This is a genomic window from Virgisporangium aurantiacum, from assembly GCF_016863635.1.
GTDB classification, from domain to species: Bacteria; Actinomycetota; Actinomycetes; order Mycobacteriales; family Micromonosporaceae; genus Virgisporangium; species Virgisporangium aurantiacum.
This window is the reverse complement of sequence record NZ_BOPG01000023.1, coordinates 106,975-130,863: the sequence shown is the minus strand read 5'-3', so window position 1 is coordinate 130,863 and position 23,889 is coordinate 106,975. Positions and strand designations below refer to the sequence as shown.

Annotated in this window: 19 protein-coding genes; 17 read left to right on the top strand and 2 right to left on the bottom strand. The window is 72.7% G+C overall.

What is annotated here, in order from left to right; translation table 11 throughout:
• Positions 1–34 precede the first annotated feature (34 nt).
• A complete protein-coding gene (locus Vau01_RS17820) occupies positions 35–658 on the top strand; it encodes a CGNR zinc finger domain-containing protein (protein WP_203993752.1) in 624 nt (207 codons plus the stop codon).
• Here Vau01_RS17820 and Vau01_RS17815 read toward each other — a convergent pair.
• Both Vau01_RS17815 and Vau01_RS17810 read right to left on the bottom strand, forming a co-directional pair.
• Entirely contained in the window at positions 642–1,289 is a 648-nt protein-coding gene (locus Vau01_RS17815) for a response regulator transcription factor (protein WP_203993748.1), read from the bottom strand. The two genes, Vau01_RS17820 and Vau01_RS17815, sit on opposite strands and share 17 nt — an antisense overlap.
• Positions 1,277–2,380: a sensor histidine kinase gene (locus Vau01_RS17810; protein WP_239151672.1), complete on the bottom strand. Its 1,104-nt coding sequence runs from the start codon at positions 2,378–2,380 to the stop codon at positions 1,277–1,279. Before Vau01_RS17810 ends, Vau01_RS17815 begins: the two co-directional genes overlap by 13 nt.
• Before the next feature lie 71 nt (positions 2,381–2,451).
• Between Vau01_RS17810 and Vau01_RS17805 the strand changes: the two genes are divergently transcribed.
• The 16 genes from Vau01_RS17805 (at position 2,452) to Vau01_RS17730 (ending at position 23,835) form a co-directional block, all read left to right on the top strand.
• Positions 2,452–2,592, top strand: a complete 141-nt coding sequence (locus tag Vau01_RS17805; protein ID WP_203993745.1) for a hypothetical protein — start codon at positions 2,452–2,454, stop codon at positions 2,590–2,592.
• Positions 2,593–2,907: 315 nt separating this feature from the next.
• Entirely contained in the window at positions 2,908–3,921 is a 1,014-nt protein-coding gene (locus tag Vau01_RS17800) for an alpha/beta fold hydrolase (RefSeq protein ID WP_203993743.1), read from the top strand.
• Between the two features lie 102 nt (positions 3,922–4,023).
• Entirely contained in the window at positions 4,024–4,980 is a 957-nt protein-coding gene (locus Vau01_RS17795) for an LLM class flavin-dependent oxidoreductase (protein ID WP_239151671.1), read from the top strand.
• Positions 4,965–6,488: a hypothetical protein gene (locus Vau01_RS17790; protein WP_203993740.1), complete on the top strand. Its 1,524-nt coding sequence runs from the start codon at positions 4,965–4,967 to the stop codon at positions 6,486–6,488. The genes Vau01_RS17795 and Vau01_RS17790 overlap by 16 nt, the downstream gene beginning before the upstream one ends.
• Before the next feature lie 231 nt (positions 6,489–6,719).
• Complete coding sequence (locus tag Vau01_RS17785) at positions 6,720–7,490, top strand: AfsR/SARP family transcriptional regulator (RefSeq protein WP_203993739.1); 771 nt, start codon at positions 6,720–6,722, stop codon at positions 7,488–7,490.
• Positions 7,487–9,700, top strand: coding sequence for a TOMM precursor leader peptide-binding protein (locus Vau01_RS17780; protein ID WP_203993737.1), 2,214 nt, complete (start codon positions 7,487–7,489; stop codon positions 9,698–9,700). The genes Vau01_RS17785 and Vau01_RS17780 overlap by 4 nt, the downstream gene beginning before the upstream one ends.
• A 2-nt stretch (positions 9,701–9,702) precedes the next feature.
• On the top strand, positions 9,703–11,565 hold the full coding sequence (locus Vau01_RS17775) for a TOMM precursor leader peptide-binding protein (protein ID WP_203993735.1): 1,863 nt from the start codon (positions 9,703–9,705) through the stop codon (positions 11,563–11,565).
• 13 nt (positions 11,566–11,578) lie between these two features.
• Complete coding sequence (locus tag Vau01_RS17770; protein WP_203993734.1) at positions 11,579–13,072, top strand: nitroreductase family protein; 1,494 nt, start codon at positions 11,579–11,581, stop codon at positions 13,070–13,072.
• A gap of 27 nt (positions 13,073–13,099) precedes the next feature.
• Positions 13,100–15,802, top strand: a complete 2,703-nt coding sequence (locus Vau01_RS17765; RefSeq protein WP_203993732.1) for a lantibiotic dehydratase — start codon at positions 13,100–13,102, stop codon at positions 15,800–15,802.
• Positions 15,799–16,833, top strand: a complete 1,035-nt coding sequence (locus tag Vau01_RS17760) for a lantibiotic dehydratase C-terminal domain-containing protein (protein WP_203993731.1) — start codon at positions 15,799–15,801, stop codon at positions 16,831–16,833. The genes Vau01_RS17765 and Vau01_RS17760 overlap by 4 nt, the downstream gene beginning before the upstream one ends.
• Positions 16,830–18,029, top strand: a complete 1,200-nt coding sequence (locus Vau01_RS17755; RefSeq protein WP_203993729.1) for a M50 family metallopeptidase — start codon at positions 16,830–16,832, stop codon at positions 18,027–18,029. Before Vau01_RS17760 ends, Vau01_RS17755 begins: the two co-directional genes overlap by 4 nt.
• The gene (locus tag Vau01_RS17750) at positions 18,026–18,946 is read left to right on the top strand and encodes an ABC transporter ATP-binding protein (RefSeq protein ID WP_203993726.1); all 921 of its coding nucleotides are present in this window, start codon (positions 18,026–18,028) and stop codon (positions 18,944–18,946) included. Before Vau01_RS17755 ends, Vau01_RS17750 begins: the two co-directional genes overlap by 4 nt.
• Complete coding sequence (locus Vau01_RS17745; protein ID WP_203993723.1) at positions 18,943–19,689, top strand: ABC transporter permease; 747 nt, start codon at positions 18,943–18,945, stop codon at positions 19,687–19,689. Before Vau01_RS17750 ends, Vau01_RS17745 begins: the two co-directional genes overlap by 4 nt.
• Entirely contained in the window at positions 19,686–21,545 is a 1,860-nt protein-coding gene (locus tag Vau01_RS17740) for a TOMM precursor leader peptide-binding protein (protein WP_203993720.1), read from the top strand. The genes Vau01_RS17745 and Vau01_RS17740 overlap by 4 nt, the downstream gene beginning before the upstream one ends.
• Positions 21,546–21,553: 8 nt before the next feature.
• Complete coding sequence (locus tag Vau01_RS17735; RefSeq protein WP_203993717.1) at positions 21,554–22,771, top strand: amidohydrolase; 1,218 nt, start codon at positions 21,554–21,556, stop codon at positions 22,769–22,771.
• Positions 22,768–23,835, top strand: coding sequence for an LLM class flavin-dependent oxidoreductase (locus Vau01_RS17730; RefSeq protein ID WP_203993715.1), 1,068 nt, complete (start codon positions 22,768–22,770; stop codon positions 23,833–23,835). Before Vau01_RS17735 ends, Vau01_RS17730 begins: the two co-directional genes overlap by 4 nt.
• Positions 23,836–23,889 lie beyond the last annotated feature (54 nt).

The following is a 23,889-nucleotide window of genomic DNA, read 5'->3' as shown; positions in this document are numbered from 1 at the left end:
CCCAAACGCGCCGCAACCGGTAAAGTGACCTACGGTGGAAACATTCGAGAAGGTCGTCGCCGCGGAACGGCCGGCCCACATCCGGGAGCTGCCCATCGTCACGGGGCATCTCGCGCTCGACTTCGCCAACACCGTCGACGATCCCGACGGCCCCAACCGCTACGACCACATCGGCAGCTACGCGGGGCTGCTGCACTGGGCCGTGCGGGTCGACATCCTGCCCACGGCACGGGCGCAGGACCTGTACGAGACCGGTCCGCCGTCGCTGCGGGCGGCGCACGCACTGCGTCACGTATTGACGGAGACGTTCGGCGGCATCGCGGCCGGCCAGCCGCAGGCCGACGAGCACTGGGCCGGGCTGCGGCCGTTCGTCACCGACTCCTACCGCCACGCCGACCTGGTCGCCCAGAAGAACAACTACGTGATGACCTGGCCCGACGACCGGCCCGACGCCGTCCTGTGGCCGGTGGCCCGCGCCGCCGCCGACCTGCTCACGGCCCCCGTGCTCGGCCGGCTCAAGCGGTGCGCCGGCTGCCCGTGGGTGTTCCTCGACCGGTCGCGGAACGGCAGCCGCCGCTGGTGCTCGATGGAGGACTGCGGCACCCACGCCAAGATCCAGCGCTACGTCACCAAACGAAAAGCTAACCGGCCTCGTTGACGAGCAGCGCCACCTGCGTCCGGTTCGTCACGCCGAGCTTCAGCATCACCTGCGTCACGTGGCCCTTCACCGTCGGCACGCCCATGAACAGCTCGGCCGCGATCTCGGCGTTGGTCTGCCCGCGCGCGACGGCCAGCGCCACGTCGCGCTCCCGCTCGGTCAGCGTGTCGAGCGCCGCCCGGGCCTTCTCCCGCGCGCCGGCGCCCGCGCTGACCCGGTCGATCAGGCGGCGGGTGATGCCCGGCGACAGCATCGGGTCACCGCCGGCGACCCGCTGCACCGCCTCGACGATCGACGCCGGCGGGCTGTCCTTGAGCAGGAACCCGCTCGCGCCGAGCCGCAGGGCGCGCAGCACGTTCTCGTCGGAGTCGAACGTGGTCAGCACGATCACCTCCGGCGGCCGCGGCCGGCCGCGCAGCCGCGACAGCGCGGTGAGCCCGTCGACGCGCGGCATCCGCAGGTCCAACAGGACCACGTCGGGCGCGTGCGCCGCGATCGCGTCGGGCACCTGGTCGCCGTCGGCGGCCTCGCCGACCACGACGATCCCGGCCGCGCCGTCGAGCATCATCGACAGCCCGGCCCGCACCAGCTCATCGTCGTCGACGATCAGCAGCCGTATCACTCCGGCCACGGTAGCCGCGCCCGCAGGTGGAACGTTCCCCCGGTCGTCTCGTGCTCGAACCGGCCACCGGCCAGGCCGACCCGCTCCGAGAGGCCGATCAAACCCGCGCCGGGCGGCCTGGTCGCGTCGGTTTCGGCCACTTCATTGTCAATGTGGACGCACACCTCAGCGCCCGATCGACCGCTGAGCCGGACGGTGACCGGCTTCCCCGCGGCATGCCGACGGGCGTTCGACAGGCCCTCCTGCACCAGCCGGTACACGGTGCGCCCGACCGCGTCGGGCGGGGTTCCCTCGATCGTGTCGGTGACGGCGACCTGCTGCCCCACCTCGCGCGCCTCCTCGACCAGCCGCGGCACGTCGGCGAACACCGGTGTCGGACGCGGCTCGTCGGCGCCGGTGCGCAGCACCCCGATCACGTCGCGCAGTTCCTCCAGCGCCTGGTGCACCCCGGCCCGCACCACGCCGGCGGCCTTGGCCACCTGGTCGGCCGGCGCGTCGGGCCGGTACTCCAGCGCGCCGGCGTAGGTGGCCACCAGGGTCAGCCGGTGCGCCAGCACGTCGTGCATCTCGTGGGCGATGCGGGTCCGCTCGGCCGCCCGCGCCTCGGCGACCCGCCGGTCGCGCTCCTCCTCGGCCCGGCGGGCCCGGTCGCGCAGCGAGCCGAGCAACGCCCACCGGGCCTGGTTGAGCGCGCCCCAGGCCACCAGGGCGGTGTAGGCGCAGGCGGCGAGCACCGCCCACCACCCGAACGACAGCCCACCGGCCGGCCGCACAAGCCCCTGGGCGAGATGCGCCACCAGCCCGACCACACCCACACCGACCGCGACCGGCAACCGCCGCCGCTGCGCCACCACCAGCGCACTGGCCGTGGCGGCCGGGGTCGCGGCCGGTGACAGCACCACGAGCACGCTCAACGCCAGCGTGCCGTGCACCGGCCACCGTGCCACCACCGGGATGAGGGCGACCGCCGCCACCCCGACGGCAAGGTCGAGCGGCAGATTCCGGTCACCCATCCCACCCACAACGGTGGCGGCGGTCAGCACGGCGACCCCCGTCACCATCGCGATCACCGTGCCACGCCCCGGCTGTTGATCGTCCACACCCAAAGGTTAGAAACCCGGTGGCCCGCGCGGAACCGACCAAGGTATGCGCCCGGATCGGCATTCGTAGCGTGGCGTTATGGTCATCGACATGGCAGGCGCATCGGCACCGGGCCAGGCTTCACGGGTTCTTCGGCAACACCGGGCCGACCCTGTACTTCGTCCCGCTCACCCAGCTCGCCACCGTTCTGGTCTGGGTGCTGTGGGCCTGAACGCCGCGGCGTGGCAGTGGAACGTGCTGAACGTCTTCCGCATGGCCCTCACGGCAACCACGGCGTGGTTCCTGTTCAGCGCCTTCCGGAAGCTTGACCGGAAAAATGGGTGACCAGAGGCGGGAGCAGTTCGTCGCGCGATTCAATGCCGCTTCGTCCCAGGGGGCGGCGGTTCGGGCCGGTGGGTGTTGGCGGACGGTGGCCGGGTTCGCGGTGGCCTCGGCCGTGCTGCCGGTGGTCCGGAGGTCCATTGTGGAGGGACAACCGGGGCGGCCACCGGAGCAGTAAGGTCTGCCGACGTGGCATGCTTGGCCGGTGGGGCAGGTGGTTCGGTTCGCCGCCACGCCGGTCGGGCGGGTGGCATTTTCGGTGACGGGCACCGGGCCGCCGCTGGTGTGCTCGCTCGGCTGGGTGTCGCATCTCGGTCAGCTGTGGGAGAACCCGGAGTACCGGCGGTTCGTCGAGGCGCTGTCGCGGGAGCACACCGTCATCCGGTACGACAAGGTCGGCTGCGGGCTGTCCGATCGGGACCGGGTCGACTTCACGATGGCCGCCGAGCTCGCCGTGCTGCGGGCGCTGGTCGAGCACCTGGGTCTCACGCGGTTCGCACTGCTCGGCTCGTGCGACGGCGGCCAGATCGCGGCGGCGTACGCGCACGCGCATCCCGGCGTCCTCTCGTCGCTGATCCTGTACGGAACCTGCGCCCGTGGTACCGACCTCGCGCCCGACGACGTCCGGCGCTCGGTGCTGGCGCTCGTGCGGTCGCACTGGGGACTGGGTTCGCGGGTGCTCAGCGACATCTGGTTCCCCGACGCCCCGGCCGGGCTGACCGCGACGTTCGCCCGGGTGCAACGGGCGTCGGCCAGCGCCGACACGGCCGCCGCGCTGCTGGAGATGTTCTACCGGTTCGACGTCGCCGAGCTGCTGCCGGCGGTGCGGGTCCCCACGCTCGTGGCGCACCGGCGGGGGAGCCGCGCGGTCGGGTTCGAGCTGGGCCGGGAGCTGGCCGCGCTGATCCCCGGCGCGCAACTCGCCACGCTCGACGGCCGGATGCAACCGATCTACGCCGAGGGCGGCGAGGTCGCGGCCGCGACGGTGCTGTCGTTCCTGCGGGGCGGGAACGGCAACGGCGCGAAGGGATCGCTGACCGCGCGGGAGCTTCAGGTCGCCGACCTGATCGCCGACGGGCTCACCAACGCGAGCATCGCCGAGGCGCTCGGCGTATCGGTCCGCACCGTCGACTCGCACGTCGAACACCTGCGCACCAAGCTCGGCGTCCGGGCCCGGGCGCAGATCGCGGTGTGGGCCCGGCTGACCCCGACTCGGTAGTTTCCCCGGCGGATACGGCGGGAAGCCGACAGCCTCTCGGTATTTCAACGGATTCGGCCGGTGGCCCCGCGTCGCTAGCGTTCTGGTGTGCCAGAACGGGAAATGAGGCGTGGGATCGCGGTCACGCCGATGGAGGTTCGCCGCGACGTCATCCTGCGGGCGGCCAGGCTCGCCGACGCCCTCGGGTACGAGGTCTTCTCGGTCGCCGAAGGGTGGGGCCTGGACTCGTCCGCGCTGCTGGCCGAGCTCGCCGGCGCGACGCGGCGCATCGTGCTCGCCGCCGGGGTGCTGTCGATCTGGGGACGCACGGCGGCGACCATCGCGATGACCGCCGCGACCCTGCACCGGATCTCGGGCGGCCGGTTCATCCTCGGGCTCGGTGCGAGCACCCGCCAGCTCGTGGAGGGCTGGCACGACCTCGGGTACGACCGGCCGGCGGCCCGCCTGCGCGCCGTCACCACGGAGGTCCGCGCGCTGCTCAACGGCGAGCGGGCGGCGCTGTCGGCGGTGCCGGGGGCGCGGGCGCTGCGGCTGGGCCAGCCGCCCGTGCCGGAGCTGCCGATCTGGCTCGCCGCGTCGGGCGAGCGCACGATCCGGGTCACCGCGGAGCTGGCCGACGGCTGGTATCCGTTGTATCTGCGTCGCGACCGGCTCGTCGAGCTCCGCGCCGGCATGCCCGGGCGGGTCACGGTCGCGGCCGGTCCGTTCACGGTCGTCGACGACGACGTGGTGGCGGCGCGGGATGCCGCGGCGGCCTGCACGGCGGCGTACCTGGGGGCGATGGGCGACATCTATCCCCGCGTGGTGGCCGGTCAGGGGCTGGCGGCCGAGGTCGAGCTGGTCCGGTCCGCGAAGACCATCCCCGACGACGCGCAGATCCTGCTCGACGAGTTCACCGCCTACGGCACCGCCGCGACGGTGCGGGACCGGCTCGAACGGTGGGACAAGGTCGCCGACGTCACCATGGTCGGTCTGCCGCCCGGCCTTCCGTGGCCCCGGATCGAGGCCACGATCCGGGCCGCCGCCCCGACCGCGGCGCACACGTGGCCGAGCGGATGATCGCCGACCGCGAACTGCTCCTGGCCCGGCTGCGACGGCTGGCGGCGTCGATCGATTCCCGATCATCGCTCGGCCGTCGGGTCCGGGCCCGGCTGGCGAGCGAACAGGGCGACCACGCGGCGATCCTCGCGGTGGTGCGGGAGGCGACGGCCGCCGGCGATTCCGGGACCCGGGCCGCGGCGCTCCGGCTCGCACACCACCACCTGCTGGGTCCCGGCTGTCCGCGCCGGGCCCAACTGCGCCGAGGACTGTCGACGGAACTGGTCGCCGAGAGCGCCCGGACCGGCCGGGACACGGACCTGTTGCGGGGACTGCTGTGCCAGGCCGTCGACCTGTTCGTCGACGGTGACCACCGGGCCGAGCGCGGTCTCGCCGAACTCCGGACCGTTCTCGACCGGCGGCCGGACCCGGAGATCTCCGGCGCGGTGCGGGCGATCGAGGTCATGCTGTCGATCCGGGCCGGACGGCTCGACCGGGCCGAGGCCGACGCCGGGGACCGGTACGCGCGGGCGACCGCCCTCGGACACGACGACGCCGCGTCGGTCTACTGGGCGCAGGTCGCCGCCGTCCGCTGGTACCAGGGCCGCGTCGCGGAACTGCTGCCGCCGCTCGCCGGGAGCGTGCACGACCCGAGCCTGACGACGGCCGGCATCGGCCCGTACGCGATGCTCGCGCTGGCCGCGGCCGCCGCCGGCGACCGGCTCGCCGCGGAGAGCGCGCTCGCGTCACTGACGAGCCGGGACACACCGCGATCGGGCTGGTGGCTCGCGTCGATGTTCGTCGTCGCCGAGGCCGCGTTCCGGTTGGGGGACGCGGAGACGTGCGCACGCGTCCACGAAATCCTTGCGCCGTACGCGGATCAGCCCGCCCTGGCCGGGCCGGCCGTGGTGTGTTTCGGTTCGACGCGGCACGCGTCGGGTCTCGCCGCGCTGGGTTCGGGAGACGTGGACGGTGCCGCGACCCACCTGCGCCTCGCCGTTCAGGACAACCTCGCGCTGCGGCACTGGCCCGCCCTGATCCGTTCGCGCACGCGGTATGCGCAGGCGTTGGCCCGCCGGTGCCATCCGGACGACGATGCCCTCGCGCAGCGGCAGTTGCTCGCCGCGCGCGAGGAGGCCGCGGTGCTGGCCCTGCCGCTCGATCTCCGCGCCGAGATACCGGCGGGCGACGGGTTTCCGGTCACGTGCCGCCGCGAGGGCCAGCGGTGGCTGTTCCGGTTCGGTGGGCGCGACGTGCGCGTCCCGTCGAGTGCCGGCATGCCGCACCTGGCCGTGCTGCTGGCCGATCCCGCCCGCGACATCGCCGCCGCCGACCTGGCGGCCGGCGTGGACGCCCTGCGCACCGCCGACCGGGACGGCCTCGAACCCGGCGCGCGGGAGCGGGTGCGGCACGCTGTCAGCAAAGCGATCCGGCGCGCCATCGCCTCCATCGCCCGCGTCGACGCGGAGCTCGGCCGGCACCTGACCGCGACGGTGCGAACCGGAACCCACTGCTCGTACCGACCCTGATCACCGGTCGGCAAATCGACAGCGCCAGCGCCGGAAGCCCGACACCCACGGGTGAACCGCCACGTGCGACGCCGGGCCGGGGACCAGCACGGCCGCCGATTCTCCCGACCTCGCCCGACATTGCACCGAATCGCAGGCTAGCCGCACCGCGCAAGCCTTGGCACGCACCGTGTCCCGACGTGTCACCGGATGGAACACCTCCATTCGTGTGAGCGACAGGGAGGGGTGTGGATGCGGTTCTCGGTGCTTGGCCTCGTGAGCCTCAGCGACGGTACGGAGACGGTGATTCTGCCGTCGTCGAAACCGACGTCGTTGCTCGCGGCGCTGCTGTTGCGGCCCAACCAGACCGTGCGGGCGGAATATCTGCAGAACGTGGTGTGGGAGGGTTCGCCGCCCTCGACCGCCAAAGCGACGTTGCAGACCTATGTGCTCCGCCTGCGCCGGCTTTTCCGCAATTTCGGATTCGCGGACAACGTCATTGAAACGGTGCCCGGCGGTTACCGGCTTCCGGCCACCGCGGCCACGCTCGACCTCGTCGAGTTCCGGGAGCTGGTCTCCCGGGCGTCGCTGAGCGGTGACCCGTGGGCCGAACTCGACCTGCTGCGCCGCGCCCTCGCGCTGTGGCAGGGCACGCCGCTGGCGAACATCCGGTCCGGCCTGTTGCAGCGGGACGACCTCCCCGGCCTGACCGAGGAGTGGTTGCGGGCGGCGGAACGCCGGTTCGATCTGGAGCTCGACGTCGGGCCGCACCGCGAGGTGATCGCCGAACTCCGGTCGGCGGTTCGGCAACACCCCGGGTACGAGCGGTTCTGGGAGCAGCTCATCGAGTCGCTGTACCGGTTCGGCCGGCAGGCCGACGCGTTGGCCGAGTACGGCAACGTCAAGCGGCACCTGCGCGACGAGCTCGGAATCGACCCGGGCAGCGGACTGCAACGGCTGGAACTCGCGATCCTGCGCGGCGAGAAGGTCGGTTCCTCAAGCTCTTTAGGAGACAACAGATGAGCGGCAGCTATCAGGCAGTGGTGGAGAGCCGGCCCCGGATCCGGCAGGACGTGCTCTACTCCCAGACACCCGACGGTGTCCTGATCCGGAACGCCGACACCGGCTTCCATCTCAAGTCGAAGTCGGCGTACCGGTTGACGTGCCTTCTCGCGCCGTACCTCAACGGGCGGCACACGGTCGCCCAACTGTGCACGGGGCTCAACGACGGCCAGCGCGGCATGGTCGGCGACATCGTCTCGAAGATGCTCGAACGGGGATTCGCCCGCGACGCGAGCGGCGACACACCACCGGAGACCCCGCTGGCGCCGGAGGTGTCCGCGCGGTTCGCGGCCCAGCTGAACTACATCGACCACTTCACCGACAGCCCCGAGCGCCGGTTCGCGACGCTGCGCGCGGCGCGGATCGCGGTGCTCGGCGACGACCTGGTCGCGCGCTGGTGTGTGGCCGGTCTGGTGCGCAACGGCGCGGCGCACGTCGGCGTCGAGGCGTCGCTGGACCGGCCCGACACCGGGTTCGCCGACGTCGTCGAGGAGGTCGCCGGGCTCGTCCGGAACGGCTGCGACGTCGAGGTGACCCACCTGGCGTCGCCGGATTGGGTCGGCCTCGACGGGTACGACGCCGTGCTGGTGACCGACGCGGGCGCCGCGCCGGGTCTCATCACCGGCCTGCTCGCGGACGGCATCCCCGACGGCGTGGTGCTGCTCTCCGCGACGACCGTCGGCGACAGGGTTCTGGTCGGCCCGGTCATGACGGCCGACCGGGCCGGGTGCTGGGTCTGCGCGACGCTGCGGTTCGGCGCCAACGACGAATCCGGTGCCACGGCAGGTGTGTGGACCCGGGCGGTCGTCCCCGCGGTCGAATCCGCGTCGACGCTCAGCGCCCCGCACGCGGCGATGATCGGGAACCTGCTCGCGTACGAGGTCTTCCGGGTGCTCACCGGCACGATGCCGGACGAGGCCCGCGACGCCGTGATCGTCCAGCGGCTGGACTCGCTCGACGCGGTGGCCGAACGGCTGCTGCCGCACCCGGCGTGCCCGCACTGCGGTGACACGCCCGGCGACCCGCTCACGGACCCGTCGCCGGCCTCGCCGGCCATGACCGCGGCCCGCGACGCGGAGGACACCGACGACGCGCAGCTCCTGCTGCACGAGCTCACGAGCCGGCTCGTGCAGCCGAACCTCGGCGTGTTCGCCGAGTTCGACGACGAGCGGTTCACCCAGATCCCGCTCAAGGTGGCCCGCCTGCGCTTCTCGACCGGTCACCGCGCGCACCGGGAGGTGACGACGTTCGACGTCCACCACCTCGTCGGCGCGCGGTCGTCGGCGCTGCTCGCCGCGGCGGGGGCGTACGTCGACGAGGTGGCGCCGCTGCCCGGCGTCGTCCGCGGGACCGGCGGTCGCCCGGCGGTCGGGCCCGACAGGCTGGACATCGGGCGCGGTACGCGGGCCGCCGCCGGCCGCGTGGCGCAAGGAACGGCGCACGGGACGGCGCACGGGGTGGCGCACTGGGTGCCGGCGACGTCGCTGCTGTCCGGCGCGGAGGTCGTCGTACCGGCGGCGGCGGTCCGCCCGCTCGGCGCGTACAACCGGGCCGGGCTCTGCGTCGCGACCTCGGCCGGAGCGGGCGCCGGCTCGACGGTGGCCGAGGCCCTCGGTGCCGGTCTGGCGTCGGCGCTCGCGTTCCACGCGCTCGACCGGGCCGTCCGCGGCAACGCGGTCGTCGCGCTGGACCGGTCGGCGTTCGCCGCCGATCCGGAACTGGACTTCCTGAACCGGTCGGCGGCGAACCTCGGCCTGGAGTTCGAGGTGCTCGACCTCGGCGGGGACCGGGTGTCCGGCATGCACACGATGCTCGCCCGGGCCCGGGTGGGCGACGAGGCTCCACTGTGGACGATCGGGGCGGACCTCGACCGCCGGCGGGCGGTGGTGCGCGCGCTGCGCGATCTCGTCGGCGTCGTGCAGGTCGCGACCGAGTTCCCGGAGGAGCGGATCAGCACCGGGGACGGGTTCCTGCGCGCGTTCGACCCGTACACGCTGCGGGCCGGCGGCGTCACCGACGAGGTCGCGATCGACCCGGTCGGGTCGTGGTCGGGGGTGCTGGGCCGGCTCCGGGTCGCCGACCGCGACGCGTTCGCCGTGTCGACGACACCCGCGGACCTGCGGGCGGCGGGGATCCACACGGTCCGGGTCCTGCTGGCGGACGGCGCCTGAGCATGCACAGCGACCAACTTCCCTGGGTCGACGCCTGTGCGGCACTGGCCCGGGCGATCGAACGGGAGCTGCCCACCGACGTTCCCGTGGTGGTCACCCCGCTGGGCGTGCGCGACGAACTCGCGGTGACCCGGCCGCCGGACGGCTTCGGCACGCCGGCGGTGCCGGTGCTGCTGACCGGACGGAACGCGGTCGTCGGGCCGTTCCCGTCGAAGGGACGCGCGGGGTGCCAGCGGTGCCTCGCCCGGCGCTGGCAACTGCTGCGTCCCGAGTTCCTCCGCGACGCGCTGGAGTGCGGCGGGCCCGCCATCGCGGCGGCGGGACAGCCGCCCTTGCTGACCGCGTTCACGGTCACGAGGCTGGCCGCGCTCATCGCGTCCGCCCTCGCGGGGGACCCCGACGGCGCGTACCCGTTCGTGTTCGCGGTGGATCTCGCGTCCGGCGCGATGAGCCGGACCCGGCTCGTTCCGGACCCGGACTGCCCGGCCTGCGGTGCTCCGCGCGCCGACACCGCCGAGGCGGCGGCCGTCGACCTCGTTCCGTCGCCGAGGTCGCCCGGTGGCGGGTTCCGGCAGCGCACCCTGGCGGAGCTGAACCTTCCGGTGGACGCGCTGGCCAACCCGGTGTGCGGGCTGGTGGGTGACGGCGCGCTCCCGCTCCTCGCGTTGCCGACCACGGCGTCGGTCAACGGCCGCTTCGCCCTGCGCTCCGGCGCCGCGAACCTCTACGAGGTGCACTGGGGCGGCCACACGAACAGCTACGCGGCGAGTCGCCTGGTGGGCGTCCTGGAAGGGCTGGAGCGCCACGCCGGCGTCCACCCGCGCGGGTTGCGGGCGCCGGTGCGGGCGAGCCTGGACGAGCTGGGCGCGCGGGCGCTCGACCCGCGCGACTGCGGCGTGTACTCCGACGCGTTCTACGCCGCGGAGCCGCTGGTGCGCCGGTTCACCCCGGACCGGCCGATCGACTGGGTGTGGGGCTGGTCGCTGCGCGACGAGAAGCCGATCCTGGTGCCGCTCGTGCTCACGTACTACCACCACGCGCCGAAGTCCGAGCGGTTCGTGCAGGAGTGCTCCAACGGGTGCGCCTCGGGGTCGTCGCTGGTCGAGGCCGTCTACTGTGGACTGTCCGAAGTGGTCGAACGGGACGCGTTCCTGCTGAGCTGGTACGGCCGGATCGCGCTGCCGGAGATCGATCCGGCGACGAGCACCCGGGCCGAGACGCGGATGATGGTCGACCGGCTCCGGATGTACGGCTACCGGCCCCGGTTCTTCGACGCCCGCACCGCGACGACACCGATGCCGGTGGTGGTGGGGGTGGCGGAACGGGTCGACCGGGGGATCGGCGCGCTCTGCTTCGGCGCGGGTGCCGGCCTGGATCCGGAGGACGCGCTCGCGAGCGCCCTCGACGAGATCGCCACCGACTCGCTGCTCCTGCGCGGCCGCACCGAACGGGACCTGCCGCGGCTGCGCGAGTTGGCGGCGGACTTCGACCTCGTGCGGGCGCTGCACGACCACCCGATGCTCTACGGCGTACCGGAGATGCGCCGGCACGCCGAGTTCCTGCTCCACCGGCGGAGCCGGCTCGTGCCGGTGGCCGCCGTGCGACCGCGGATCGCGCCGGGCGCGGACCTCGCCGAGGACGTGCGCCGGTGCGTCACCGCCCTGGCGGGCGAGGGGTTCGACGTGATCGTGGTCGACCAGACCTCCCCCGAGCAGCGGGAAATGGGGCTGCACACGGTGAGCGTGCTCGTGCCCGGGCTGGTGCCGATCGACTTCGGCTGGCGGCGGCAGCGCGTGCTGACCATGCCGCGCCTGCGCGCGGTCGCGGCCGGCGCGGTGAACCCGGCCCCACACCCGTTTCCCTGACAAGGAGTAAGGCATGAGTGTCGCGAGCGACTACCTGGCTGCGATCGTGCGGCGCAGCCGCGAGGATCCGGACGCGGACTACGTCATCGACTGGGCGGACAAGCCCCGGCAGACGAAGTTCTATCCGGACGCCGACGGCTTCGCGTTGCCGGGCCCGGAACCGGTGCTCGGTGACCTGTTGTTCCATTCGTACGCCCAACTCGGGCGCCGGTTGACGATCGACGCCAACGGTCAGGCCCTGACGCCGCGGTACGAGGCCGCGAAGTGGGGACGGGGCACGGCGTCGGGCGGCGGCATCTACCCGGTGAGCGTCTACTGGGCGACGGGCGCGCGGGGATCGGCCGTACCCGGCCTGTACCACTACTTCCCGTTCCATCACTCGATGAAGCAGCTGATCGCCGGCGACGTGACGGCGGAGATCGCGGCCTCCCTGGACGATCCGTCCACAGTGGACCAGTACCTCGTGCTCGGCATCAAGTTCTGGCAGAACTCGTTCAAGTACAACAGTTTCAGCTACCACGCCACCGGCTTCGACGTCGGCACGATCCTGCAGACGTGGCGGACGCTCGGCGCCGCGCACGGTGTGACGCTCACGCCCAGCCTGTGGTTCGACGAGCCGCGCCTCAGCCGGCTGCTGAACATCGAGCCGGAGCGGGAGGGCGTCTTCGCGGTGGTGCCGCTGGGCCAACCGACCGGCGCCGCACCGGAACCCACGACGGCGCGCGTCCGCTACGAGGACCGGGAACGGTCGCGCCGGGTGCGGAGGTTCGACCCGGTGACGCGGATGCACGCGTCCACCGTCACCGGATGCGCCGAGCGGCCCGGCACCGGCGCGGTCAAGGCCGCGCAGGTGACGCCCCGGCCCGACCTGGCCGAGGTGCCGTTGCCGGCGCCCGCACCGCCGACGCGCGACGTGCGCCGGGCGTTGCGGGAGCGGGTCACCTCGTTCGGCCGGTTCGAGGCGTTCCGGACGTTCGACGGCGCCCACCTCGCGGCGGTGCTCTCCGCGGGAGCCGCGGCGGCCCGGTTCGACTGCGACGTGCTCCCCGCCGACGAGGACCTGACGCTGGTGAAGCAGTACGTGTTCGTCAACCACGTGCACGGCGTGGACCCGGGCGTCTACGAGTACGACCCGGCCGCGGGCGCGTTGCGCCGCATCAAGGCGGGCGCGCCCGGCAGGTTCCTGCAGTGGAACTACACGATGAGCAACTACAACCTCGAACAAGCGGCCGCCGTGATCGTGCCGGCCGTGCGGATACCGGCGCTGCTCGACGCCGTGGGCGACCGCGGATACCGGCTCGCGACGGCGGTCACCGGCGCCGTGGCGCAGGCCTGCTACACGACGTCGGCCGCGCTCGGCACGGGCTGCGGTGTGGCGCTCGCGCTCGACACGGTCGGCTACATCGAGGAACTCGGACTGCGGGACGGCGACGAGATCCCGCTGTTCCTCATGATGGTCGGCCACCTGCGGCAGCCGGCCGCGACCTACCGCTTCGACCTCGTCTGACCATCCACTCGGCTACGGAGGCAAATGATGACGGATCCCGTGTCCTGGCGGCTCGGCCGGTGGTACATGCTGCGCGTGGCCGGCCTGCCGGTCGAACGCCTGGAGGGCCTGCGGTTCACCGACAGCGTCGCGTGGGCCGACGCGGTGATCGCGGCGCGCGACCGCCTCGCCGCCGACGGGCAGCGGCTGAGCGACCTGCTGCACGAGTACATCGGCGACCACCTCGACGAAAACAGTCGGCGTCCACTCCTCGCGGCGCGCCGGCAGATCTTCAACAACCGGTTGCCCAAGGACGCGGCCGCCCTGCGCACTGTTCCCGGCGACCTCGGCGCGGAGCTGGCCGCGTGGCTGCACGACCGGGCCGCGCTGGACGCGCTGACCGCCACCGGCACGGAGATCGTGGACGCGGACACGCGGCGGAGCCGGATTCTGCTGCGCGACCTGGCCGGCGAACCGCGGCTGCGCAACGGGCTGCTGCTCGCGTCGTCGTCGCTCGACACGTACCTGGACGGGTACCGCACGAGCGACCGGCCGACGCTCACCAAGCGGGAGCGGCGCATCGAGCGCTCCCTGCTGGAGTACCTGTACCGGATCGCCTACAAGACAAGCCCGTTCAGCACGTTCACCGGGCTGGCCGTCGGCGAGTTCGCCGACCCGGACCGGGCGGACCTGTATCCCGGCCGCGTCGGCGAGCGGTGGCACGGCCACGCGCGGCTGAACGTCGCGGTGCTCGGCCGGCTCAGCGACCTGATCGTGGCCAACGACGACCTGCGCGCCGACCTGCCGGTGCGGCTGACGCCGGGCTGGAAGTCCGAGCTCGACCGGATCCGGTACGTGCGCCAGTCGATGAACTACGGCGACGACGCCGCGACCGTCGGATTCGACATCGCCAAGACCGACGTCTACTACCTCAGCCGCAACGCGAGCCTCGAACGGACCCTGGAGGTGCTGGAGCGCGAGCCGGGGATCCGGTTCCGCGACTTCGTCGACCGCGTGCGGGCCATCGAGAAGGCGTCCGCGGAGGAGGGCGGCCGGTGGGCCCGCGCGCTGAGCCGGCTCGGCCTGGTGCAGGTCGACGCCCCGCGACTGGACATCCACCAGCCCGATCCGGTGCGCGGGTTCGCGGCCGACCTGCGCCGGCTCGGGCAGCCGTGGGCGGCGACGCTCGCCACGCGGCTCGATCTGGTGGCGGCGCGCATCGACCGGTACGCGCACGCGGACGTCCCCGAGCGGCGCGAGATCCTGACCTGGTTGCGCACGGCGCTCACCGCCGCACAGGAGAGCATCGGCGCGCAGGACGCCACACTGCCGCAGGCGCTGCTGTACGAGGACGTGCGGCTGGAGGTCGACCCGCTCGTCACGAGCCGGACCGAATGGATGGACGAGGTCGGCGCCGACCTGCGGGCGATCGGCGCGGTGCAGCCCGTCTTCGACTTCATGCGGCCGCAGCAGTTGCTGCTGAAGGCGTTCTTCCTGATCCGGTACGGCCGCGGCGGCCGCTGCGACGACCTGTTGAAGTTCGTGCACGACTTCCAGGAGGACATCTACGACCAGTACGTCGAGGCCGCCGAGCGGCGGCGGAACGCCGACGGTGACACCCGCCAGTCGGGCCTGAACAACTGGCTCAACAGCCCGGAGATCACGGCGCTGGAACAGGCGAAGGAGCGGTTCACCGACGGGATGCGGGAGGCGTGGGCGGCGCTGCCCGACGGCGCCGCCGAACTGACCCTCGACGAGGACTTCCTGGCGGCGGTGACGAAGGAACTGGCACCGGCGGCCCGCACGTTCGCCCCGATGGCGCACTTCATCCAGTTGGCCCGCACGCCCGACGGCCCGCTGGCGGTGCTGAACCAGTCCTTCGGCAGCCTGTCGTTCCCGTTCTCCCGCTTCACCCACTGCTTCACGGGAGATGGCGGGTTTACCGGCGACGGCGGGGATCTCGCGACGCGCGTGCGCGACGAGAACCGGTTGCGCCAGCCCGACGGCGCCGTGTTCGCCGAACTCGTCGGCGGCGTGCTCACGACGAACCTCAACCTGCACGGCCGGTTGATCGACTACCAGCTGGTGTGCCCGGGCGAGACCGGTTCGGTGCCGACCGGAGAGCAGATCGCCCTGGAGGACCTGTACCTCGAACACGACGAGGCCGCCGACCGGGTCATGCTGCGGTCGCGGCGGCTCGGCCGGGAGGTCATCCCGGTCTACTTCGGTTACCTCGTCCCGATGGCGCTGCCGGCGATCCCGCGCATGCTGACGCTGTTCGCTCCCACATCGGTGGGCACCATGCGGCCGTGGGACGGCGTGCCCGAGGCGGCGAGCGTCGGCGGCGTCACCGGCCGGCCGCGGATCCGCTTCCGCAACACCGTGATCCGCCGGCGGAGCTGGACGGTCGAGGCGGACGCGCTGCCGGCCCGGGACCCCGACGACGCGGCCTGGCTGCTGTCGTGGCGCTCGTGGCAGCGCGAACACGGCCTGCCCGACCGGGTCTTCGCCCGGTTCGGCGGCGGCGCGCGGGCGCGGGCGTGGCGGGACTCGTCGAAGCCGCACCACGTCGACTTCGGCAGCGTCCATTCGCTGGTGGTGCTCGACCACCTGGCCCGCAACTCCGGCGGCGAGGTCGGCTTCGAGGAGATGCTGCCCGCCGGCGACCAGCTCTACGTCACGTCGGATCAGGGCCATCACGTCGCCGAGATGATCGTCGAAATGATCAAGCACGAGAGGGATGCACAGTGAGTTTTGGGGACTGGCACGGCATTCACATCTACTACGCGGGCAACCGCCGACCGATGCTGACCGAGTGCGTCCGGCCGTTGGTCGACGACCTGCGCGGCGACGGGCTGCTGGCCGGCTACTTCTTCATCAACTACTGGCTGGAGGGGCCGCACCTCCGGCTGCGGCTGCGACCGTCCACAGTGGAGGCGACCGGCGAGGTGCTGCGACGCGCCGAGGCGGCGATCCAGACGTTCCTCCGCCAGCGACCGGCCCTCTACGAGCTGAGCGCCGGCGCGTTCTCCGACATGTACGACAAGATGTTCGGTTTCGAGTTCAGCGACGACGAGCGCCTGGAGTACGTCGACGAGCACGGCGTCATGCGGATGGAGAAGAACAACACCTACAAGTACGTGCCGTACGAACCGGAGTTCGGCAAGTACGGCGGCGCGGCCGGTGTCGCGGTCGCCGAGTGGCACTTCGAGTACTCGTCGGACCTCGTCATCGAGGCGACCCGCACGCTTAACCTGCACCTGCGCCGGGCGACGCTGGGGCTCGCCGTGCAACTCATGATGGTGATGACGACGGTGTTCCTGGACGACGAGGACTCCATCACGACGTTCCTCGAGGACTACGCCGAGTACTGGCGCCGCACGTTCGACGGTGTCGTGCCGATCGACGGCACCTCGGTTCACGACAAGGCGTACGAGATGATGGGCGACCGGGTCACCCGCCGGTTTCTCGAACTGCGGACCGTATGCGCCGAGGGCCGGGCGAAGGACCTGCCCGGGCTGCTGGGCGGCTGGCACGCGCACTGCGTCGACCTGCGCGACCGGATCGCCGCCCTGGCCGCGCGGGCCGAACTGCTCCTGCGGGACTGGAACGGCGAGCCGGCGGCGGTCACCGACGTTCCCGACGCGCTGCGCCGGGTGCTGTGGGCCTACCTGCACATGACCAACAACCGGTTGAGCGTGACGCTCGCCGACGAGTCGTACCTGGGTCACGTGCTCACCCGCGCGTTGCGCGACCGGCACCTCGTCGAGGCGCCCCGATGACGTCGGCCCAACTGGAGGACCGGCGCGTCGCCCGCGACCCGGACGTGGTGCTCGGACCGGGTTTCCGGCGCGGACCGGCGGTGGTGCACATGGTGAAGAACCGGGCCACCGGCGACCGCTACGAGATCGGGCCGCGCGAGTACTTCGTTCTGTCCAGATTGGACGGACGGCGCACGCTGGGCGAGATCGGCGACGAGTACGCCGCCGCGTTCCAGCGTCACCTCGGCGACGCCTCCTGGGGACAGCTGCTCGCCCTGCTGGGCGCCCGGAACCTGCTCGCCGGCGCGCCCCGCCGCCCGGCGGCCCGCGTGCACTGCAAGGGCTTCCAGCGGCTCGGACCCCTGCGGGGGAAGTACGTTTTCGGTGACCCGTCGCGGCTGGTGGCCCGCGTGTACCGCCGGATCTCGTGGGTGTACCGCCCGGCGGTGCTCGTTCCGTTGCTCGTCGCGCTGGTCGGCATGGACGTCTACCTGGCCACGCGACTGTCGAGCCTCGCGACGGGTGTGTCGACCGTGCTGCACCAGCCGTCGCTGGCCATGCTGGTCACCGTCCTGTTGTGGGTCGGCGCGGCGGGGCACGAGTTCGCCCACGGGTTGACGTGCCGGCACTACGGCGGCAACGCGTCGGCGATCGGCATCCGGTGGTACGGGCCGGTTGTCGCGGCGTTCTGCTCGGTCGACGACGTGATGCTGTTCCCGCGCCGGCGGGGACGCGTCGCCACCGCCGCCTCCGGCGTGGTCGCCAACCACGTGTTCCTGGCGCCGTTCTTCGTCCTCTGGCTGGCGCTGCCCGCGTCCGACCCGACCCGGGACGCCATAGGGACGTTGCTGCTCCTCGGAATCGGGCAGGCGTTGTTCAACTACCTGCCGATGCCGACCCTCGACGGGCTCCATATGGTGGCCCACCTGTTGGGGTTGTCGCGCCTCTCCGAGGAGTCGCGACGGTACACGCGCCTGCGCGTCGCGGCGTTGCTGGGGCGCCGCCCGGCGCCGGACGGTTACCCGCGCTGGGTCCGCCGGACGTACGTGGGCTTCCGCGTCTGGGTCCTCCTGGCCGGGACCGCGTCCGTCGTCCTCCTGGCGCTGCTCGGGTTCGCCGTGCTGCCGACCGGGGTGGCGTGGGCGCTGGCCGGCGTCGCCGCACTGTTCATCGCCTGGCGTCGGTACGCCGGGTGGAAGAAGGGAATCGCGACGTGAGCACACGTCAGTCAGACCGCCCGGCGGTCGTCGCCCGGGGCGTACACAAGGCGTACGGCGACGTGCGGGCCGTGGACGGGGTCTCGTTCACCGTCGACCGCGGCGAGTTCTTCGGCGTCATCGGCCCCAACGGCGCGGGCAAGACCACGCTCATCGAGATCCTGGAGGGCCTGCGCCGCGCCGACACGGGCGAGGTCGAGGTGCTCGGCCTGTCGCCGTGGCCGCGGAATCCCGCGCTACTGCCCCGGTTGGGACTGCAGACGCAGAACTCGGCGTTCTTCACCCGGCTCACCGCGATCGAACACCTGCGGACCGTCACCGCGCTCTACGGCGTCGACCGCCGGCGGGCCGACGACGTGCTGGCACTGGTGGGCCTCACCGGCAAGGCGTCGACGCGCGTCGACCGCCTCTCCGGCGGGCAGCGGCAGCGGCTGGCCATCGCCGCGGCGCTGACCCACGACCCCGAGCTGCTGTTCTTCGACGAGCCGACGGCCGCGGTCGACCCGCAGGCCCGCCGCTCGCTCTGGGACCTGTTGCGTCGGTTGAAGGCGACGGGCAAGACGATCATCTACACCACGCACCACATCGACGAGGCCGAGGCGCTGTGCGACCGGGTCGCGATCGTCGACCAGGGGCGGCTCGTCGCGCTGGACACGCCGCGGGCGTTGGTCAACGGCCTCAACCGGCCCACGGTCGTCCGGGTGCCGGCCGACCGACTGTCCACAGAGGACGCCCGCGGGATCGAGGGCGTCGACGCCGTGACCCTGGAGGCCGCGGTGCTGTCGCTGAGCACGCAGGTGCCGGGACGCGTCCTCGCCGCGGTCTCCGACCTCGCCGGGCCGCACGAGGTGCGCACCCACACCGCGTCCCTGGAGGACGTCTACCTGAGCCTGACCGGACGGGAGTACCAACCGTGAACGCCTACGTCGCCCTGTCGGGGGCCGTCGCCCGGTCCCACGTCCGGGACCGGATCACCCTGTTCTTCACGTTCCTCTTTCCGCTGATCTTCCTGATGGTCTTCGGCGTGCTCTTCGACGACCTGCCCGACGGCCGCGAGGCCATCGGGTTCCTCGCGCCGGGCGTGCTCTGCTGGGCGGTGGCGAACGGCGCGGTGTTCGGCGTCGCGTACACGCTCGTGCAGTGGCGGGAGAGCGGCGTGCTGCGGCTGCTCCGGATGACACCGACCTCGGTGCTGACGGTGCTCTCGTCGCGGTTCGTGGTCGCGGTGGGCGTCGCGCTCGCGCAGACCGTGTTCTTCGTCGGCATCGCGGTGCTGCCCCCGCTGGGGCTGCGGCTGGGGTCGCAGGCGGTCTTCGCGCTGCCGGTCGTGCTGTGCGGTGTCATGGCGTTCTTCGCGATCGGCATGGTGATCGGCAGCCACGGGACCTCGTCGGAGGCCATCGCCGCCATCGCGAACTTCCTGCTCGTGCCGATGGCGTTCCTGTCCGGCACGTTCTACCCGCTCGACCAGGCGCCGGGGTGGCTGCAGGGCGTGGCCAAGGTGCTGCCGCTGCACTACATGATCGAGGGGACCAGCGGCGTGCTGACCGGGACCGACGGTCCACAGTCGACGGTGCTGCCGTGCCTGGCGCTGCTCGGGTTCACCCTGCTGATGGTCGGCTTCGCCGCGAAGCTTTTCCGCTGGAGCAAAGACGCATGACCGAGAAGTTGTTGCACGATCTGCTCGCCGTGCGGGCGGCCCGCGCCGGGCTGCCGGCACCGCGGGTCGCGACGCTCGGCATCGAGGACGCCACCGCCGTCGTCGACGGCGTCGACCGGCACACCGCCACCGTCCACCTCACCCCGAACGCGGTTCTCGTGGGCCCCTGGGGCGGCCCGCCGACCGGCGGGGCCTGCGGGCACTGCCTCTCCATCCGGTGGCAACGGCTGCGCCCGGTGCCGACGCGGGACGCGCTGGAGACCGGACCCGGCTTCCAGTCCGCCGGCGAGTGGCCGTTGCCCACCCGGCACCTCGCCGACGCGGTGTGGGCCGTGTACGCGGGCACGTTCACGACGACGCCCACCGACGGCCCGGCCCGGGTCACGTCCGTCGACGTGCGGACGCTCATCGCGTCCACTTTCCCGGTCCTCCCCGAGGGCCGCTGCCCGCGCTGTTCGGTCGAGCGCGCGCCCGACCGCGCCGCCGCCGATCCGCGGCTGCGGTCGCGGACCAAGCCGGGCCCGGACACGTACCGGCTGCGCCGGCCGTCGGAGTACCACCTGCCGGTGGCCGCGCTCGCGAACCCGGTGAGCGGCGCGATCGGTGCGGAGTCGGTGTTGAACCTGGCGTCGACGACGACCGCACCCGTGCTCGGCATGTGGCGCAACCGCGCGCGGCACGGCCTGGCCGACATGAACTGGAGCGGGCAGACCAACAACTTCGCACGCAGCCGCGAGGTCGGTTTGCTCGAAGGGCTGGAACGCGACGCCGGCTCGCTGCCGCGCCAGAACGTCGCGCCGGTGATCGGCTCGCACCGCCAACTCGCCGGCGAGGCGCTCGATCCGCGCGACTGCGGCGTGTACAGCGACGAGGCCTACGCGTCGAGCGACCGGCTGGAGCCGTTCGACCCGGACCGCGCGATCCCGTGGGTGTGGGGCTGGTCGCTGCGCGACCGGCGGCCGATCCTCGTCCCGCGCCGCATCGCCTACTACAGCACCGGAACCGACACCGACCGCTTCGTCGACGAGTGCTCGAACGGCTGCGCCAGCGGGGGCAGCGTCGAGGAGGCGATCCTGTACGGCCTGCTCGAACTGATCGAGCGCGACGCGTTCCTGCTCGGCTGGTACGGCGCCGCCGAGCTCACCGAGATCGACGTGGCCGGCACGGCGACGCCGGCGGCCCGGGCGATGCTCGACCGGGCCCGGTTCCTCGGCTACCACGTGCGGCTGTTCGACAACCGGATCGACCTCCCGGTGCCGGCGGTGACCGCCGTCGCCGAGCGGCTCGACGGTGGCCCGGGCCTGCTCGGGTTCGCGGCGGGCGCGAGCCTCGACCCCGACACCGCCATCGAGGGTGCGCTGGAGGAGATCTGCAGCTACGTACCGAGTTTGCCGGTGAGCCACCGCCGCCGGCAGGCCGAACTGGAGGCGATGGCCGGCGACTTCAGCCTGGTGCGGACGCTGCGCGATCACGCCGAACTGTTCACGGTTCCGGCGATGCGCGAGCATGCCCGCCGGTACCTGGAACCGGCCCGCCGGCTGCCGAAGGAGGCGGTGTACGCGCGCCGGCGACCGGCGTCGACAGACCTGCTCGACGACGTGCGGTACCTGTGCGACGCGGTGACCGCGGCGGGCCACGACGTGATCGTGGTCGACCAGACGTCGCCGGAGCAACGGATGGTCGGGCTGCACAACGTCTGCATGATCGTGCCCGGCCTGATTCCGATCGACTTCGGCTGGAGCCTCCAGCGGGCATTACACCTGCCGCGCATGTTCACCGCCCAGCACCGGGGCGGCCTGCGCCCGGCCGCGCTGACCCCGGCCGACCTGCACCGCGTCCCCCATCCGTTCCCATGACCGGTTCCATGAGCGGGGACATGCTGGAGCTGTACGTCGATCTGCACCGCCACCCGGAGCTGTCCGGCGCGGAGGAGCGGACGGCGGCGCGGGTGGGCGGCGCGCTCGACCGGGCCGGGTTCGCGGTGACGTCGCGCGTGGGCGGGCACGGCGTCGTCGGCCGGCTGCGCAACGGCGACGGCCCGGTCGTGCTGCTGCGGGCGGAGCTCGACGCGCTGCCCGTGCGCGAGCGGACCGGGCTCCCGTACGCCAGCACCGGCCCGGCCATGCACGCATGCGGGCACGATCTGCACCTGGCCGCGTTGTGCGGTGCGGCCGAGGCGCTGTCGCGGTCGCGGGACCGGTGGCGCGGCACGGTCGTCGCGGTCGGCCAACCGGCGGAGGAGACGCTGACCGGGGCCGCGGCGATGCTCGCGGACGGCCTCTACACGCGGTGGGGGAGACCGGACGCCGCGCTGGCCCAGCATCTGGGCCCGTTCCCGGCCGGCTGGGTGGCCCACGCCCGGGACACCGTGACGGCGGGCAGCGCCTGGCTCGCGGTCACCGTGTTCGGTCGCGGCGGCCATGCCGGCCTGCCAGGCGCGGTGTCGAACCCGATTCCGGTCGCGGCCGCGATCGTGACCCGGCTCGGCGAGCTGTTCCCGGCCGAACCGTCCACATCGGACGGTGTGGTGCTGACCATCGGCGCCGTGCGGGCCGGTGACCGGGCGAACGTGGTGGCCGACCGCGCGACGATCCGGTTGACGGTGCGCAGCCTCGATTCCGCCGCCCTCGACCGCGCGGTGGCCACGGTCGACGCGGCCGTACGGGAGATCTGCGCGGCGGCGGGAAGCCCGGCGGAGCCCGAGATCGTCGTGACGACGCGGTCCGCGCCGGGCGTCAACGAGCCGCTGGCGGCCGAACGGGTCCGCGCCGCCCACGTGGCGACGTTCGGCGCGGCGCGGGTGCTGCCGGTGCCGCCGTCGATGGCCACCGAGGACTTCCCGTTGTTCGGCGCGGACGCGACCGTGCCCACCGTCTACTGGGCGGTCGGTTCCGTGTCGGCGGCGGCCTGGACGCGCGCGCCCGGCGCCGACTTCGTGGAGAAGCTCCGGAGCGTGCCCGTGAACCACTCACCGGAGTTCGCCCCCGACCCCGTGCCGACCCTGCGAACGGCGACCACGGCGATGCTCGCCGGCGCGCGGGCACTGCTCGATTCTCTCGAAGAGACGGAGACCCCGACATGAAGCACGGAATCTCGCTGCTGCCCGACTGCCGGCCCGAGCGCCGCTCCGCCACCGAGTACTACGCGGACGCGCTGGCGATGGCGCGGCTCGCCGACGAGGCCGGAATGCACTACGTCAAGATGACCGAGCACTACCTGGGCAACTACGGCGGCTACTCGCCCAGCCCGCTCACGTTCCTGGCGGCCGTGGCGGCACAGACCAGCCGGATCCGGCTGATGACGGGCTGCGTGCTGCCCGCGTTCCACCACCCGATCCAGCTCGCCGCGCACGCCGCGATGGTCGACGTGCTCAGCGGCGGCCGGCTCGACGTCGGCTTCGCCCGGGCCTGGCTGCCGTACGAGTTCGCGGCGCTCGGCGTGCCGATGGACACCAGCCGGGACCGCTTCGAGAAGACCATCGACGCGGTGCTCCGCCTGTGGACCGAGGAGAAGGTCACCGCGGAGTGCGACTACTTCTCGTTCACCGACGCGACGTCGTTGCCGGCCGTGGTGCAGGAACCGCACCCGCCCGTCTGGGGTGCCGCGATCGTCTCGCCGCAGAGCTTCGAATGGCTGGCGCGGCAGGGGATGGGCCTGCTGGTGTCGCCGTCGCTGTTGCAACGCGACCTGCCGCACACGAAGAAGCTCATCCGGATCTACCTCGACACGTTCCGCGAGACCCACCGGGGCACCGGCCGGGAACCGCGGGTGGCGGTGAGCATGCCGCTCTACGTGGCGCCGAGCGACGCGCGGGCGCGCGAGGCGGCGATCCCGCACCTGCTCGAATACAACAACGTCACCATCGAGGCGGCGGACGCGTGGACGCACGTCACGTCGAGCAGCTACCCCGGCTACGAGTCCATGCGGGACCGGCTCGCGGCAGTGACCGACGAGTCGTTGCGGGACGGCGCCTGCGCCGTCGTCGGGTCGCCGGAATCGGTCGTCGACACGATCCGCGCGGTGACGGAGTATCTGCACGCCGACGTGTGGCTGTGGAACATCGACTACGGCGGGCAGCCGCGCGAGACCATGGAAAGCAGCCTGCGGTTGTTCGTCGACGAGGTGCTGCCGCACGTCTCGGATTGACCCGCGTCGGGGTCCAGCGAAGTGTCACCGGTCTGTCCACCGGTGTCGGTTGTA